Annotated in this window: 9 protein-coding genes; 1 reads left to right on the forward strand and 8 read right to left on the reverse strand. The window is 46.3% G+C overall.

The features are described 5' to 3' along the window. Positions 1-252: 252 nt before the first annotated feature. From Q1V85_RS18930 to Q1V85_RS18965, 8 genes are all read right to left on the reverse strand, one after another. Complete coding sequence (locus Q1V85_RS18930) at positions 253-1,446, reverse strand: aldose epimerase family protein (protein WP_300602133.1); 1,194 nt, start codon at positions 1,444-1,446, stop codon at positions 253-255. 53 nt (positions 1,447-1,499) lie between these two features. Beyond that, positions 1,500-3,527 carry a beta-L-arabinofuranosidase domain-containing protein gene (locus Q1V85_RS18935; protein WP_300602134.1) on the reverse strand — a complete coding sequence of 676 codons (2,028 nt, stop codon included), beginning with the start codon at positions 3,525-3,527 and terminating at the stop codon, positions 1,500-1,502. A 51-nt stretch (positions 3,528-3,578) separates the two neighbouring features. Continuing rightward, positions 3,579-5,621: a family 43 glycosylhydrolase gene (locus tag Q1V85_RS18940; RefSeq protein ID WP_300602135.1), complete on the reverse strand. Its 2,043-nt coding sequence runs from the start codon at positions 5,619-5,621 to the stop codon at positions 3,579-3,581. Position 5,622: 1 nt separating this feature from the next. Next, on the reverse strand, positions 5,623-6,672 hold the full coding sequence (locus Q1V85_RS18945; protein WP_300602136.1) for a glycoside hydrolase family 43 protein: 1,050 nt from the start codon (positions 6,670-6,672) through the stop codon (positions 5,623-5,625). Further along, a complete protein-coding gene (locus Q1V85_RS18950) occupies positions 6,672-7,619 on the reverse strand; it encodes a glycoside hydrolase family 43 protein (protein WP_300602137.1) in 948 nt (315 codons plus the stop codon). Before Q1V85_RS18950 ends, Q1V85_RS18945 begins: the two co-directional genes overlap by 1 nt. A gap of 157 nt (positions 7,620-7,776) precedes the next feature. Next, entirely contained in the window at positions 7,777-8,949 is a 1,173-nt protein-coding gene (locus tag Q1V85_RS18955; protein ID WP_300602138.1) for a cellulase family glycosylhydrolase, read from the reverse strand. 181 nt (positions 8,950-9,130) lie between these two features. Continuing rightward, a complete protein-coding gene (locus tag Q1V85_RS18960) occupies positions 9,131-10,657 on the reverse strand; it encodes a RagB/SusD family nutrient uptake outer membrane protein (protein ID WP_300602139.1) in 1,527 nt (508 codons plus the stop codon). Between the two features lie 58 nt (positions 10,658-10,715). Next, the gene (locus Q1V85_RS18965) at positions 10,716-13,736 is read right to left on the reverse strand and encodes a TonB-dependent receptor (RefSeq protein ID WP_300602140.1); all 3,021 of its coding nucleotides are present in this window, start codon (positions 13,734-13,736) and stop codon (positions 10,716-10,718) included. Positions 13,737-14,198: 462 nt separating this feature from the next. Here Q1V85_RS18965 and Q1V85_RS18970 point away from each other — a divergent pair, with 462 nt between their 5' ends. Further along, on the forward strand, positions 14,199-17,357 hold the full coding sequence (locus Q1V85_RS18970) for a two-component regulator propeller domain-containing protein (protein ID WP_300602141.1): 3,159 nt from the start codon (positions 14,199-14,201) through the stop codon (positions 17,355-17,357). Positions 17,358-17,393: the final 36 nt, after the last annotated feature.

The raw sequence follows: 17,393 nt of genomic DNA on the forward strand, positions 1-17,393 counted from the left end.
TTTCCTGCCATGATTGAAAGCTGCTCTTTTATGGCTGCATCGCTCAGGTGATTTATCAACTTTAGCGTTCGCATGTATATAAGTTTGAACGCAAAGATAAGAAATTATTATTTTAGTATTTTTGATAGCGGGATATTATAACATCGTTTATACCACCGGCCATTCTTTGGTTGCCGGCTATATAAAATAAGGGCCATCTCTTTCTTTGAGACGGCCCTTATTCTAATAGGTCCTATAAAAGCAGAAGGACGCTTATTGTTTCACTGAAAATTTATAATAAGAAACGGTATGATAGGTTGCCCCTGGTTTTAATACTACGCTTGGAAAAGCTGGTTGATTAGGAGAATCGGGAAAATGCTGTGTCTCCGCACAGAAAGCACCACGATGAATGTCTTTTGCCCCGGACTTCAATGTGTTTTTACCTTCATTAAAGTTACCGCTATAAAACTGCAGGCCGGGCTCCTGGGTATAGATGTCCATTACAACACCCGACTGGTCGCCGGTGAAGGTTGCGGCATGCGTTAAGCCATAAGCGCCCTTGGTTCCGTTCAATACAAAGTTATGATCGTACCCCTTGCCATATTTTAACTGGATATTATCTGCACCAATACGCGTACCGATAGCTTCCGGTTTTGTAAAATCGAAGGGAGTACCTGCTACAGGCTCCAGCTTACCGGTAGGAATCAGGGTTGAGTCAACCGGTGTATATTTATCGGCATAGATCTGTGCCGTGTGTTTCAGAATATCGCCGCTCCCTTCACCGTTGAGGTTGAAGTAGGCATGGTTGGTCAGGTTTACAACCGTATTCTTACTGGTTTGAGCACTGTAATCCATTTTTATGGCATTGTCGGAAGTAACGCTGTAGGTTACCTTTACTTTCAGCTCACCCGGAAACCCTTCCTCCATATCCGGGCTGGTATAGCTTAATTCCACGGTACTGTCGTTGGGTTGCACGGCATCCAATACCAGGTACTGAAATCCTTTCTTGCCGCCGTGCAGGCTATTGGGACCATTGTTGGCAGCCAGCGTATATTCTGTACCATCCAGTTTAAAACGGGCATGCCCGATGCGGTTTCCGTAGCGGCCGATCGTAGCACCCAGGTAGGCTTCTGTTGCTTTTTCATAGCCTTCCACGCTGTTCAGTCCGATCACCACATCTGTAGGTTTTCCGGATTTATCCGGTACCCAAAGGCCTACGATGCGACCTCCGTAATTGGTAATGGCTACCCGCATACCATTATTATTTTTCAAGGTATATAACCCCGTCTTCTTTCCATCGATGGTAGCTTCAAAGTTTGCCGGGTTCAGGTCCGAATTGCTGTTGGCACCGGCTACGGCAGTGGAGTCGCTGCTGCCTTGTGCGCCTTCTTTATTTTCCGGGCTCTTGCAGGAAAGAATGCCTGCCGCCATCAGCGAAAAAGTTACCATTTTAAGCGTTTGATTCATGTGTATCATTTTTCAATTTTGTTTTACATTTTTAAAAATTACAGCGCCTTTCTTTACGGTACTACCGGAAATGCCACGATCCTTAAACGGGTAAACCCGTAAGGGATCAGGATCAGCGGGGTTTCTCCGCCGGCAACCGGTCCCTTATAAATACCTTCCCTGTCGGATACCGGCTGATCGGCTACCCTTCCTTTTTCCGCATGCCATGCCGGTATCTGTTTACCGGTGGCTGTAATGGTAACAGGTGCCATTTCCTGTACCCATTTAAAATCCTTCTGCAGCGGCAGTTCCGCCACTTTTAGTGCCGAAGGTGTTTCAATTATCTTTTTTACTAAACCGTAGTTCCAGGAATCCGTTGTGGTCAATGTTTCATAAGTACCTTCAGCGGCCTCAGTACCCGAAGCCATTTCTTCTTTTAGTTTCAATGCATATACCAGCGGCCCGCGTTCTATAGCGCTTGAGTTGCGTCCCCAATTGCTTACCTGGATAACCATGGGCAGTTTCAGCCGCACTACATCACCTGTTTTCCAGGTTCGCTTCAGCGTTACCAGGCCCTGATGTACATCCGGCAATTGTGCCTCATTGTTTACCCATAGTTCCGGTTGCCGGCACCAGGCAGGAATCCGCAATAAAAGCGGAAACGAAACAGCCGTCCCGTTTTTTATTTCAAACAGGATTTCATCACTGAACGGATACGTTGTTTTTTCTGTAATTGTTACGGGTTGGTTCCCGATGGATGTGGACAGTTCACTGGGTGCATAAACAAGTGCGGCAATACCGTTTTGCTCCGTTTTATGCCAAAGGTTCCGGACAAACTTCGGCCAGCCCTGATGCATATTGGCCAGGCAACAACTGTACCCGCTGCGGGCGCCAAAAACATTGTTCATCTGCCGGTCGAAGGGCAGCGAGAAATCGTAAACGCCGCGCTCCACAGCAACCTGGTTGGCGATCTGGAAATATTGTTTCTTTTCAAAATCAGCCGTAGTTTGAGGGGGAAACGCGTTAAAGGTCATCCGCTCCAGGGCATCCGCAAATTTCAGATCGCCGGTAATCGAAAGGGCTTCCTCCATAGAAAACATTGTTTCTACAATAGCACATAATTCGGTACCCTGTGTAGGAAGGTTGCCATGCAGGTCTTCATCTGCAGAAAAAATTCCGTTGGGCAATCCATGCAGTAACATAATATCGCTCCACCCGGTGTTCAATATATCGATATACTTTTTATCGCCTGTCCGTTCGTAGTTGAGTGCCGGTTCTTTAATCGCCATGCCCACATTTACCCCGTGGCGGGTCATCCAGGCTTTGTTATTCTGAAAGGCAGCCGCATGCATCACCCAGTTGCGCCCTCCCAGCATCGCACTCCAGGGTAATGACTGGTCGCGGATCAATGCTGATAACTTTAATAGAAATGGTTCTTTCGTAACACTGTACAGCCATTGCGCAACGAGCATATTTTCCGAACCGCGGGATACGGCCCACTCCGTCCATTTTGAAAGCGGCGCTTTTTTTAGCGCTGCTTCCTGGTAACGGAAATAGCGGAGCATAAACGGCAACACCCTTTTATCTTTAGTAGCACTGTAGTATTGCTGCAGCACTTTTAGCATCACCATTTTGGGCCACCAGTCCTCCCCCTTATCGGCCGTTTCGGGCGTTATGATGTTCCCGGTTTCGCGCTCGTAGGCGGTAAGCGGACCAAAATACCCGGAGGGCCGCTGATGCTCTAATGTCCAGTTGATATACTTTAATACTTTTTCCTTCAGCTGCGGATCATTCAGCATATAGGCCACAGGAACGGCCCCATCCAGCCAATACGGTGTTTCTTCCCATCCGTCTCCTTTTCCACCCAGCCAGCCATTGTCCTTCTTTATCTTATCATGTGTTTCGTCCAGGTGACCTGTAGAATGCCCGGCCACTGTTTTCAGCTGATCCAGCAACCAACCGGCGGGCTTTACAGCCCCAATGTCAAACGGCTGGTATACGCGGGGCATATAGTGTACCGCTTCAGCCGGTGCCTGTTGTTGCGCCGGAACAGCGGAGGCTAAAAACAATAAAAGGATGCCGTAAAAACTATGCAACCGCATATGCAATCATTAATAAAGTCAAATATACAATAAATCATTCCCCTGGCAGGCCTACAAATTACCGTTTTTTTCGATGCGGCCAAACCGGATTTTTATATCATGTCCTCCACCGGCTCTTTTTCTTGATGTTACAATACCGATGGTATGTGCATCAAACTGATACATACTCTGCCATAAGGTTTGCGTCCAGTCGGTTTGAAAAGATACCGGATGTGTCCAGGGCATCGGCTGCTTTCTCCAGGTGACGCCATAGTCACCGCTTATAGTAACCATTCCCAGGTTGGAGGAAAGCAGCAGGTTCCCATCCGGAAGTGCCAACACATACGGTGCAGCTTTTTGCTCCGGGGCTTTTGTTCCCAGCCCTTCATCCCAGCGAAGGCCATCTTTACTTATTTTATAATAAATGCCACAATCTTCCGGCCCGCAAACTTCATACACCGCCATGTAGTTACCATCCTGCATCCGGTCTACAACCGGCATACCAGGTCTCGATTGCGGATGCCCCGGTGTATGTGCTACCCATTGTTCTTTTCCCCAGGTTTTTCCAAGGTCATCAGACACTTTCTGTGCAATGATCTGACTGTACGAAGGCGATTCCGTAACATGCTTTTCACTGGCATACATTACCGCCAGGCGGCCATCCTTTAAAAAATAAAAATGGGGCTCATAAATTCCTTTATCCGGTTTCCCCAATGCGCCCGGGGACCCTTCATTGAAATCAATCACGCTTAACAGCTTCCAGCTTTTTCCATTATCGCTACTCTTATATACCGGCAGCCGGTACGATTCCTGCCAGCGAACCGAACGTCCTGCAAGCAACACTGTTCCATCCGGCAGCAGGATCATTTGTGCATTATCCAGATCCCTTCCAGGGTCTGTAATCCAGCTGACCGGTCTCCATGTTCTGCCTCGGTCCTTACTTTCTGCAATCTCCAGCTCCAATCCGCCTTTGGGATCGTTACGATAGCCTTTATTTCGCTGTACGGTATAAGCTGCCAGCCAGTTGTTTGCTCCAAGCTGCAATAATCTTGGGTATTGAGCTCCATAGTTGGGCAGTGGTTCTCCCGATGCATTTTGCCGGTATCCCGTACTAATGGTAACACTGTCCGTCCACCGTATGGAAATGGCAGGAGGCGCTTGTTTTACAACTACCGGCCAACCGTTCCGGTATTCAATCCGATCCAAATACATAACCCTTCCATATCGCTTTTGGGCAAATGCTTCTTTTGGAATGGCATGATAGGCGATCCATTTTTGCCCGCTCCGGTCTTTTAGTATTGAATTATGCCCCGGTGCAATCATATAGTCATCACTTTTGAGGATTACACTGCTTTTGTTAGCTGCTACTGTTGCTAAACGCGTGTACGGGCCCATAATATTTTTGGAACGGGCCACCATTACCGCGTAATGCGCATTCACACCGCAACAATTGTCACCGGAGTAGTAGAGATAATAATACCCGTTATTGTAATCGATCCAGGCACCTTCCACCAGTTTTCCATAATCCCGGTCGGCTCCTGCCGGTATCACAGCCCGGTCGGTTGATCCTTTCGCAAAAGCGGTCATGGAAGGATCCATTTCCCGGATCCTTAATGGCTGAAACCCCGAACCCCATACCATAAAGAATTTTCCGGATTTCGGATCTTTGATCACCATCGGATCGATGGCCTCGAATTCCGGGCGTACAATCAGGGGTTTACCGGAATCTTTGAAGGGCCCTTCAGGCTTGTCGGCAAAAGCAACACCGATGGCCTTTCCTGCCGCTGCATCTACAGTTTCAGCCGAATAAAACAGCACATACTTTTTCAGTAGTTCGTTATACAATACATGGGGAGCCCAGAAATCTTTATATCCCCATACCGGCTTTTCCGGCAGCGCATCCCCGATAATTTTCCAGTTTTTCAGATCTTCCGAAACCGCCACCTGCACATGCAGGAATTTTCCTGCAGGACCAGAGTTGGTAGCATAGGCATAGTATTTTCCATCAGCAACAATTACGGTAGGATCCGGGAAATCGGTTTGGATCACCGCCTGCTCCTGGGCACCAGCCTGTAAGCATAATACCAGTACAATGAAACAAAGCGTTTTTTTCATACTACTTCTTTTTCGATGGTTCCGGCAAAGCGGTACTTGTTGGCAACGGACGGCCAAAATCCGGAGTACCATCTTTGCGCCAGGTGAAACGCTGCGCACGTGGTGAACGGTGTCCCCCACATCCCTGTCCGGGTTCCGGATTGGCATGATAAAGGATCCAGTCTTCTTTGCCATCGGGTGATTTGAAGAATGAGTTATGTCCCGCGGCATACACGCCGTTTTCCGGTGCCGCTTTAAATACAGGTTCGGGACTTTTTATCCAATTATTCCGGTCCAAAAGATTTTTATTGTCTTTAAGAGTTAGCATGCCCAGCGTGTAATTTTCAGTCCAGCAACCGCTGGCCGAATACACAATAAAAATACGATCGTTACGGATCAGGAACTGCGGCCCCTCATTTACATATACATGATCGGGGGTTTCGCCCCTGAGGTATCCATATTTTTCCCATTTGTATTCGGGTTCTGAAATCAGCACCCGCTCCCCTTCGATCGTCCAGGGATTGCTCATTTTTGCGATATAAATATTCTGCTGGCCATTGGTATCACCGGCCCACCCGGACCAGATCATATACAACTGTCCCTTGTATTCAAATACATCCCCGTCAATGGCCCATTTATCGGCGGGGTCTGCAACTTTCCCTTTAAACACCCACTCCCCCTGCATTGGATCGGCGGCACTGTTTTCAAGGACATACATCCGGTGATTATGATTATTGCCGTCGTCCGCCGCAAAATACATATACCATTTACCTCTTAAAAACAGGATCTCAGGCGCCCACAGCTCTTTCGAATACTTCGTATTACGGGGCGGCGTCCAGATCGTTTTTTGCTCCGCATTTTTCAGATCAGAAAGGTTTCTGGTTTTCCACAACACCAGCCGGTTCTGCGCCGTATGGGTATAATAATAATAGCCGTCTTTATAAAAGCTATAGGGGTCCGCCCCTGAAGGTAACAGCGGGTTGGTAAATGTGTGTACAGCTGTAGCCGTCTTAGTGCCGGAACATCCGGCCATAACTACCACAAAAAGAAAAAAAGAAAAGAATCGCAGCATTATTGAAGATTTAAAAATCGAAATGTTTCGGGAACAGTAGTGATTGTTTCATGTTGATTTTGCGGCAGCAACACCTGTATGATTGCGGTTTTACGCGGCCCCACCCGGGTTTCGGAAAAATGCGTGTGCAATACATACTGCCAGTTACCCTTTTTATCTTTAAAAAGATCGCCATGCCCCGTACCCTTAAATCCTGTATTGTTTTTTGAAATAACCGGGTTGCCTGCCTGTTTGATCCAGGGGCCCGTTGGAGATACACTTGTTGCAACTCCTATTGCATAATCGGGGTTACGGAAATCATTTGCAGAATAGAGCATATAATAACGGCCGCCTTTTTTAAAAACAGTAGGGCCTTCCGTAACGCTCCATGTTGCATTGGCCGTATTTTCCCAGGGCTCGGTAGCATGTATGCATTCCCGGGCGGTTGCTTCCTCAATGCGTTGGAGTGTTGCATCCATTTCGGCTACAAAGATCCGGTTACCTTCCTGCAGCCGTACATGGTACAGATAAATTTTGCCCTTATCAAAGAAAACAAAGGGATCGATCATCCGTACCGGAGCCTCCAGCGGCTTTAACTCCTTTTGCTTAAATGGCCCCAGGGGACTATCGGCTACTGCAATGGCAATATGTTCATTTGCTGTATAGGCCATGTAAAACCGCCCCTTATACGCAAATACCTGTGGGGCCCAAAACCCTTTTGTGCCAAATGCCGCTCCGGGCGTAAGTACCTGTCCCGCGGCCTTCCAGGTATACAGGTCTGTGGAAGTATAGGCCATAAATCCTTTATCAGCATTATGTCCGTTCGTGCCATAGAGATAGTACACTCCTTTGTGATAAAAGATTGTTGGATCCGCTGCCAGCGGGTTGGGCGCATCGGCGGTTTGGCTCACAGCTTCAAAACGCAGTACAGTCAGGCAAATCAGAAGGCTTAAAAAAAAGCGATACACGTATCAGGGATTTAATGGTTCAAAATACGAAACTGTAGGTTTCAAACAACCGTTTTTTTTATATTTGTTTCAGCTCCTTTTATCCGGATCCCCGTTCATGATTTTACCACGAACGGGGATCCGGTTTTATAAGAAACACCAATCTTGCGAAGGTACCTTATTGTTTCCCGGTCATGGACTTTATAAAATCTACTTCGTCCTGTTTATAAGGCGTTCCATCTTTCCGGAAAATATCATGGAACCACAGAGGCGGCTCACCGGTATAGGTTTTTGTCCAGCTATCCCAGGGATAAATGGTTTGGGATTTACCATCTACAAACCCCCAGTTGATCATCGCCACTTTGTACTCTTTACCAATAGGCAATGCGCTCTGGAAGGTGCTTTTATTCGGGCGTGCCATATATTCCGTACACCACATGGGTTTATTGTATCTTTTTAACTCGTTGATCTTTTTGCGAAGCGTTACCGAATCATCATAGCAGTGAAAGGATACAATGTCCGATTCCTCCAGCTGCAACCGCTCTATCGGTTTCAGCGTACTGTCCGCCGCCCAGTTACCGGCCCACACGCCAGAGGTAAGCGGCTGTGAAGGATTCGCACTCCGGGCCCATTCAAATGTCTTTTTCAGCAAGGGCAATACAAGCGCCACTTTATTGGGGATCTCCACTTTTTCATAAGAGGCTCCGGTCATATTATCCGGCTCGTTCCATACATCCCAGGCAATGATGCGCTGATCATTTGCAAACTTGCCTACGATGGCTTTTACATATTGTTCTAATGCCGGGTACTGCGTGGAATCCTTCAGCACTGCCTGACCGGGGCTTTGCACCCAGCCGGAATTATGCGTAAAGGGCTTCGGATCTCTTTGTTTACCGGCTTTTGGAAAAGGATCCCAGCAGGAATCAAAAATGGTAAATAATATTTTTATCTTATGCCGGTCGGCGATCTCCAGGAACTTATTGATCCGGTCATAAAATCCCTGCTCATCATTTTTGAACACGAGGTCGTGCAGGTATACACGCATCACATTCATACCTATAGAAGCTGCCAGGCCCAGTTCTTTATCAATGGTAGCCGTATCAAAAGTTTCAGCCTGCCACATTTCCAGCTGGTTGATAGCGGTACTGGGCAAAAAATTGGCTCCCACATACCAGGGCTGTGTTGCATACCAGTCATTGGCCTGTTGTGCCGTCCACACTTCCCGGGCAGCTGCAGGCTCGTTATTTTCACTTCCTGCCGTTTCCGGGTTATTACAGGACGCGAACAACAGGACCGCTACTGCCCAGGCCATTGTTCTTTTCATTACATGTCTAAGGTTCAATTTTTTCATGATGCACTATGGTTTTATATAATTATTTTATTGCTGAGCGGTTCTATTTAATCTATGATGGATTACCGCTCTTTTCCGGTGAACCGAAAATATTGGAATTTATTAAACAACTAATTTCTTTTAGATGCCGGAACAAGTTCCTCATCACATCAGAGCTTCCTTTTATCAACACCCGCGGTCATCAATACCCCGCATTCTGTTTTAGGTTTGGATTGTTCAGCACTTCTGTTTGCGGTATTGGCAGGCGGATATGTTTTCCCACTGTAAAGTTTTTAAAATCCGGATCACGTTGTGCCACCACATCCACTTTCTGCTGGGTTTCCAGATCCCCCCAGCGTTTCAGGTCTGCCCAGCGTACACTTTCGCCGCAAAGTTCCAGGGCCCGCTCTACCTTCAGTCGCTCACGGAACAGGTCTTTATTATTACCGATTGCCGGGTACGCCGTGGCCAGGGAAGCCATTTGCGCTCTTGTACGTACCTGGTTCACATATTGATAAGCATCCGATGTGTTGCCCAGTTCATTTAACACTTCCGCATACATCAGTAAAATATCTGCATAGCGAACCAACCGGTTGTTTACCTCAGAATAATAATCCTCATTATTCCGGTAATAATCCCGCGAATACTTCTTAAACCAGGCTTCATCGGTGCCCCACTCCCAGCTGCGACCGTATACTTTATCGCCAAAGTCTTTTTCAAGATCGGGGTAAAACAGCGAGTAACGGAGCCGGGGGTCGATCTTATCATCCGTTGTTTTTTCCTTCTTGAACTCCTGTACCAGCCAGAAGCGGGCCTGGCCGTCGGACCAGCCAATACCCCTTGGCGCAAAGAACTGCGTGCGGTTACTGCCCATATTGGCATTTACACCATCGCCCTCCCCTGTTTTGTTGGCGTCGGAAAACTGGATCTCAAAAACCGATTCGGCATTATTTTCCTGTGTAGCTCTAAAATTCTCTTTGTAATCTACCAATTGATACAATCCCTTTCCTTCACCGGTGAAAAAATAATCAAGCGCCGTTTTAGCCTCAGCCCATTTATGCTGTTGCATATAGGCGCGGGCAAGATAAGCATTTACAGATCCTTTGGTAGGACGTCCAACATTCGGATTGTCCCAGGTTACCGGAAGATCCGGTAATGCCTCTTTAAGATCTTTTTCCACTTGTGCCCATACTTCAGCTAATGTACCGGCAGGTGGTGTATATCCCGGATCATCCAGATGTGGATCCGTCATCACCGGCATATTTTCCCAGAGTACCGCTCCATAAAAATAATAAAACGCTCTAAAGAATTTTGCCTGGGCCAGAATGGCCGCCTTTTTCTTTTCATCTGCAAAGGGAATATTCGGAACAAATTTCAGCACCTGGTTGGCGCGGAAGATCGCTTTGTATGTATCTTTCCAGGTATTCCCATTCCCTTCGAAAAAATTATAATTTACATAGTTAAAACGCGTCCAGTCAGCCAGCTCTACCCAGGGACTTTTACTCATTCCTTCATCGGATGTAAGATCCAGCCTGAAATAGATCCAGCGGTTCCAGCCCCCATTCTGATAGAACATCGCATAAATAGCATTCACCCCTTTCTGGGCATCGTCTTCCGTTTTCCAGAACTGGGAAACCGGCATTGCATTCGGATTTAACTGATCCAGCACTGATTTACTGCAGGAGGTCAGCAACAGCACTATTAGTATAAATAATAAACTCTTTTTCATTGGAATATTTTTTTGTTACCGGCGTATTATAGCCGGAATAGCACTTAAATCAAATATCTTAAAAACCAAAATTTAATCCTACGGAGAACATTTTCAGATTTGGATAAGCGCCAAAATCATAACCTCTTTCATAGATATTCGTATTGTTAAATTCTGGATCCAAGCCGGTATATTTTGTAATGGTTATCAGGTTCTGACCCGAAACGGATAATTGGGCATTGGTAAACCCGATCCTGGAAAGCCATTCTTTTGGCAGGTCATAAGACAGACTGATCAGTTTTAAACGTGCAAAAGAGCCGCTCTCCAGCCAGCGATCAATGTCTCCCCTCGAATTCAACGTAGATGCATATAATGCCCTGGGTGTATTGGTGTTTGGATTCTCGGGTGTCCAGGGCTGTATGCCTTTGCGATAGTTGGCATTATCAGAAAAACCGTCCATTGCAATACGTGGGCCATTGATCACCTTTGCCCCAAATGAACCGAACCAGTCCATTGCCAGTGAGAATCCCTTATAAGAAGCGTTCAGATTAAGTCCTGTTTCAAATTTGGGCCATGCATTTCCCATATCCATTTTATCGCTATTGGTGATCTGGCCGTCGTCATTCAGATCCACGAACCGGAGATCGCCCGGCTTTGCATTTGGCTGTATCACCTGCCCCTTTGAATTTTTGTGATTGTTCACTTCGTCCTGTGTTTGGAAAAGCCCATCCGTTTTCAGAAGATACCACAACCCTAATGGCTGTCCTACGGTGGTACGGGTCAATCCTGTAAACAGATCATTACCCTGGTAGCCCAGTTTTAATACTTTATTGCGTATTGCTGTAAAATTCAACGTCCCCCCGTATCTAAACGCATCGGTATTTTCCTGATAGGTAATTGCAAACTCAAAGCCACTGTTTTGAAGTGAGAGCGCATTCACCAGCGGGTTACCACCGTCATTACCAGTAGTCATTAATATAGGCGCGCCATAAAGTACGTCATGGGTTTTTGCAATAAAATAATCCCCTGTCAGCGATAGTTTGTTATTAAGGAACGACACATCAAACCCGTAATTCTGCTGCTCCAGTGTTTCCCAGCGAAGATCCGGATTGGTAAGCTTCACCTGTGTTCCCAGATGTTCCACATGCTGGTCTCTTCCCATGGCAATGGTCGGAAATGTATTGATCACCGGGAATGGATCATAATATCCGATATTGGAGCTACCCAGTGTTCCATAGTTCGCTCTTAGCTTTAGATCACTGATCCAGCTCACATTGAAAAATTTTTCGCCGCTGATACGCCATGCTGCAGATACGGAAGGGAAATAGCCGGTTTTATGATCCGTACCTAACCTTGATGTTCCATCGTAACGTAACACACCATTGATCAGGTATCGATTATCATACGCATATTCTACCCGTCCAAAGTAAGAGATCAGATCAGCCTCCTGCCGGTATCCGCCCAATTGCCCGCCATCACCCTGATCCAGTACATCATAATAATGGCCGGATGCATCCTGTACAATGTTTCGTTTTGAACCCCATATCTGGGCATAGGTTTGTTTTTGGAATGATTGTCCTAAAATAGCAGAAACATCATGTTTTCCAAACTTTTCTTTAAATGTCAGCGTATTTTCAACCAGTTTATTTTCATAAGAAGCCCGGTTTTCATTTGCAATGGATGGATCGTAAGACTGGTTGAGTGTCCAGTAGCCATCTTTTTTCAGGTATTTATAATGATCCCGACTCGTTTCATAACCCAGGTTCAACCTGTATTTTAAAAACGAAGTAAACTTTAACTCACTCCACAGATTCCCTCTTACACGAAAATTGTCAACGCCTGAATTGACAATATTTGCGATTGCCAGCGGATTGGTTCCGAAGGTTCTTGCTTTTTGTTCATCACCATACCCATATCCTCCCGGATGCGTGTTGTCATATACCGGTATTGTAGGTAGTAAGCGGTACACATCTACCACCGGGTTGCCCTGCATATCAGCTACATTCGCGTTACTAATAGCCAGGTTTTCCCCGATACTGAAAATGCCTTTTGAGCCTTGTGTATTTACCCGCAGATTATAGCGATCGAATTTTGTTCCGATCACTGTTCCTTTGTTTCCAAAATACCCGCCGGAAACATAATAAGAGCCACTGTTACCTCCACCGGAGAAACTCATGTTCAGATCCCTCGCTGCTCCGGTACGAAATGCAACGTCCTGCCAATCGGTATTAACTGTACTATCCAGCTTTTGTCGCGGAACGCCAGCATTATCATACGCCTGGTAATTTAGCTTCATAAAGTCCGGTGTTTCCATCAGATCATACAGCGGCATTTTCTGAACAGTATACCGGGCGGATGCCTGGATCTGCATCGGTCCGCTTTTTCCTTGCTTCGTAGTGATAATGATCACCCCGTTTGCTGCCCTGGATCCATAAATAGCAGCGGCCGAAGCATCTTTCAGGATCTGGATGGACTGGATATCAAAACTGTTAAAATCGCGATTGGCATCCGTGATCAATCCGTCAATTACATAAAGCGGATTGGTTCCCGTAAGATTTTTCGCTCCCCGGATCTGTATCAGCGCCTCTGCTCCTGGCTGTCCGCCACCTCTGACACGAATACCGGTGGTTAACCCCTGCAAAGCTTCAGCTACAGTGGTGGACTGTCGTTTTAATACATCAGAAGCCTTCACTACGGAAACCGCCCCGGTAAGATCCTTTTTTAATTGTGTTCCATAACCCACTACTACTACTTCATTCAGATCAGTAGCAGCAGACTTCAATACCACATTAATTTCGGACCGGTCCTGCACCGGTATTTCCTGGGAAGCATATCCCACACTTGAAACCACGAGCGTGCCATTACCTGGCACTGTAATCCGATACGTTCCGCCTTCGCCCGCAACAGTGGCATTCGATGTACCCTTTATAGAGATACTAGCCCCGGCCAATGCCGTTCCCCGCTCATCGGTAACAGCACCAGTAACCGTTTGCGGGTTCTGTGCATGCACAGCGTTTAATAAAAAACAAAGGGAAAAGAGGCAAAACAAATGTCGCCCATAAAGGACGCGATTCAATGGCGTTTGAAATCTATATTTCATATAGCATAAAATTTAACAATCAGAATACTTTCAAAAATAGAACAACCCTTTACCGAATATTGCACATTTTGTCTCATTCTTTCATCAAATTGTATCAGGAACGATTCAATCCTTTTCATACCCGATGTACGATCCATTTCTACATTTTCAATTCAACAGGGAGACTGGGAGGCTGGGGAAACACAGAATACGTGCAATGAAATAGGACCTTATTTTTTGAAATTTGGTTTTTGCTTTTGGTCCAAATTTTCACATCTTCAAATTTTTAAATTCCAATACTGTCAGCGGTTCAACGCTTAAGTCAGATCCCGTTCATATTTGATGCCAGATCGCCGATCCCAGGCATAATCGACTGATAACTGAAAACTGATAACTGATGGCTGAAAACTGATGGCTGATAACTAATAGCTGACAGCTGAAGACTACGAAATTTTATGTACGTTTGAAAAAAATCAGTTCCGGTTGTACACCCGTATTATTTGCATCCTGTTGTTGTTCCTGGGAATGGCCTTTTCACTCAGGGCGCAGCATTATTATTTTGAACATTTCCAGGTAGAACGGGGCTTATCTAATAATACAGCTACCTGCGTCATCCAGGACAGGAAGGGATTTATCTGGATCGGCACCAAGGATGGCCTCAACCGGTTTGATGGCTATAGTTTTAAGGTTTTCCGCAATATAGCCGGCGACAGTACCAGCCTGGGAAATAATTCAGTATGGCAGCTGCACGCGGGAAATGACGGCACGCTTTGGGTAGGCACCGAACACGGCATTTATACTTACAACCCGGAGCATGAAACCTTCACGCATCTGCCCAACACACCAAAACAACTGGTACGGGGCATCGCTGAAGACCAGCAGGGCAACCTCTGGTTTGTGATCAATTTTAAGCTTTACCAGTTCCCTCGCAACAGTCGTGAAGCCCGGCTACACACGGAGGAAGGATTGAACCAATGCACCACACTTACGATCTCGAACAACAACCAGCTTTGGGTAGGCACGCTATCCGGAATGATAGGGCGCTATGACCCGGCAACCGGCCGCTTCCGGTTCCGTTCGGTCTTTGACCACTCACGCCCTGCAGTGTCTACCTGGTTAGAGCGGATCTATGATACAGGAGAAGGATATTTCCTCATCGGCACCGCAACACAGGGCATTAAAAAATTTGATCCGGCCAGGGAAACCTACGAGGACCTGCTCACCTATAATACGGATAATACGGAAATCTATGCACGGGATTTTGTACGGTCAAAAGAAGGAGAATACTGGATCGCAACGGAAAGCGGCATTTATATTTATAACACGCAAAGCAATCAATTTACCAACCTGAAAAAAAATTATCAAAGCCCTTATGCGCTTACTGATAACGCCGTTTATTCTTTTTGCAAAGACCGCGAAGGTGGTATCTGGATCGGTACCTATTTTGGAGGGATCAATTATTATCCCAGGGAAAATCCGGTTTTTGAAAAATATTTTCCCGGAAGTGGTCCCGGTACTATCGGTGGGAACGCCGTACGCGAGATCACCTCCGACAGCATGGGGCATCTATGGATCGGTACAGAAGATGCAGGATTGAACAAACTGGATCTGAAAACCGGTACATTTAAAAACTTTAAACCTACCGGCGGTAGCTCCGGAATTGCACACACCAATATTCACGGGTTGTTGCACGATGGCCGGCAGCTATGGATCGGTACCTTTGAACACGGCCTGGACCTGATGGACCTGCGCACAGAATCGGTGGTCCGTCATTTTACCGCAGGACCAGGTCCCAATGACCTGCGCAGTAATTTTATTCATAGTCTTTATAAAACATCCGATAACCGGGTTTGGGTGGGTACTTCCAACGGAATTTATATTTATAACAGTAGCAACAATAACTTCATTTCACCCAGCTATTTTCCCCGAGGCGGATTCTATTCCAGTATCCTGGAAACAACGGATGGCACCATCTGGGCCGGTACCTTCCAGGACGGACTGCATTATTATAATCCCCGGAAAAATATTTTTGGACGGTTGCAGGTACTACAACAGCACAAAGACCGGCTGTCGGAAAACCGGATCACTTTCATTCATGAATCTTCCGGCAAAGATTTATGGATTGCAACAGAAGACGGATTGTATATGATCAATCCTGCTTCGCAAAAAGTAACGATTTATACAACAGCCACCGGGTTGCCCAGCAATCTTGTTTATACCATTATTGAAGATGACCTGCACCGGCACTGGATCACCACATCAAAAGGGCTCGTGTTACTGGATCAACACAACCGCGTGCTGCGCACGTTTACCAAAACAAGCGGACTGCTGGGAGACCAGTTCAATTATTCCTCTGCATTTAAGGCACCGGACGGCCACATTTACTACGGCAGCGTAAAGGGGATGATCAGCTTCAACCCTTCTGAGCTGGTGCCTGACAATTATACCCCACCGGTTTACATTACCAATTTTTCGGTATTTAATGTACCCCTGACCATTTCTCAGCAGCAAGGCGCTTTATCCCAGTCCTTGCTCATTACCCGTCATATAACACTTACGCATACCCAATCTACCTTTAATATCGATTTTGCCGCTATCAATTTTACGGCTCCTGATAATGTAGAGTATGCATACAAACTGGAGGGACTGGATAAAGACTGGAATTATATAAAAACCAACCGGAGCGTTTACTTTACCAACCTGCCGCATGGTGAATATGTGTTTAAAGTGCGCTCCACCAACAATAGCGGACGTTGGCAAAATAATGAACGGGAACTTCGCATCACGGTACTGCCACCACTCTGGAAAACACCCCTGGCCTACCTGGTCTATTGCCTGCTCCTGATTACCACGGGGTACCTGATTATAAAAACATACCGGGAAAACCTGGCGAACCGCCAAAAAAGAAGAATGCAGCTCTATGCCATGCAAAAAGAAAAAGAGCTGGTAGAATCAAAAATCGATTTCTTCACAAAGGTGGCTCATGAAATACGCACGCCGCTTACGCTGATTAAAGCGCCGCTGGAAAAGATCTCCGGGCAAATCACAAAAACACCTCAAACAGAAAAATACCTCAACAGTATGCATAAAAATACGGAGCGGCTGCTGGAGCTAACCAACCAGCTCCTCGACTTCCGGAAGATTGAGGAAAAACAACTGTCACTGAATTTTACAAAAACGAATATTCCGCAGCTGCTGACCGATATCTGGAATAGTTTTCAACCAACTGCTGAAAATAAGAACATCGATTTCCGCATCATGCTTCCTCCCGGCACATTTGATGCATTTGTAGACCAGGATGCCTTTACAAAAATTATCAGCAACCTGCTTAATAATGCCCTGAAATATGGAAAGAAGCAGGTAGTTACGGAATTAACCGGCCCTGGTCCGGATAAACATTTCAAAATTACCATCTGCAATGATGGAGATCCCATTCCCTTTGCCGACCAGCAAAGGATCTTTGAATTGTTCTTTCGATCAAAACCTGCAGCATCCATTACAGGAACCGGTATCGGGCTTTACCTGGCCAGTTCGCTTACCGAGCTGCACCAGGGAAGCATCCGCCTGGTAAATGATGAAAAACGGGTTTGTTTTGAACTGATCTTTCCAGGCCACCTGGAGACGTTTCCTCCGGAAATCTGATAAGGTCTAATCCCTTTATATAAAACCCAGGGTACT

This window comes from Niabella sp., from assembly GCF_030150205.1.
Classification (GTDB): Bacteria; Bacteroidota; Bacteroidia; order Chitinophagales; family Chitinophagaceae; genus Niabella.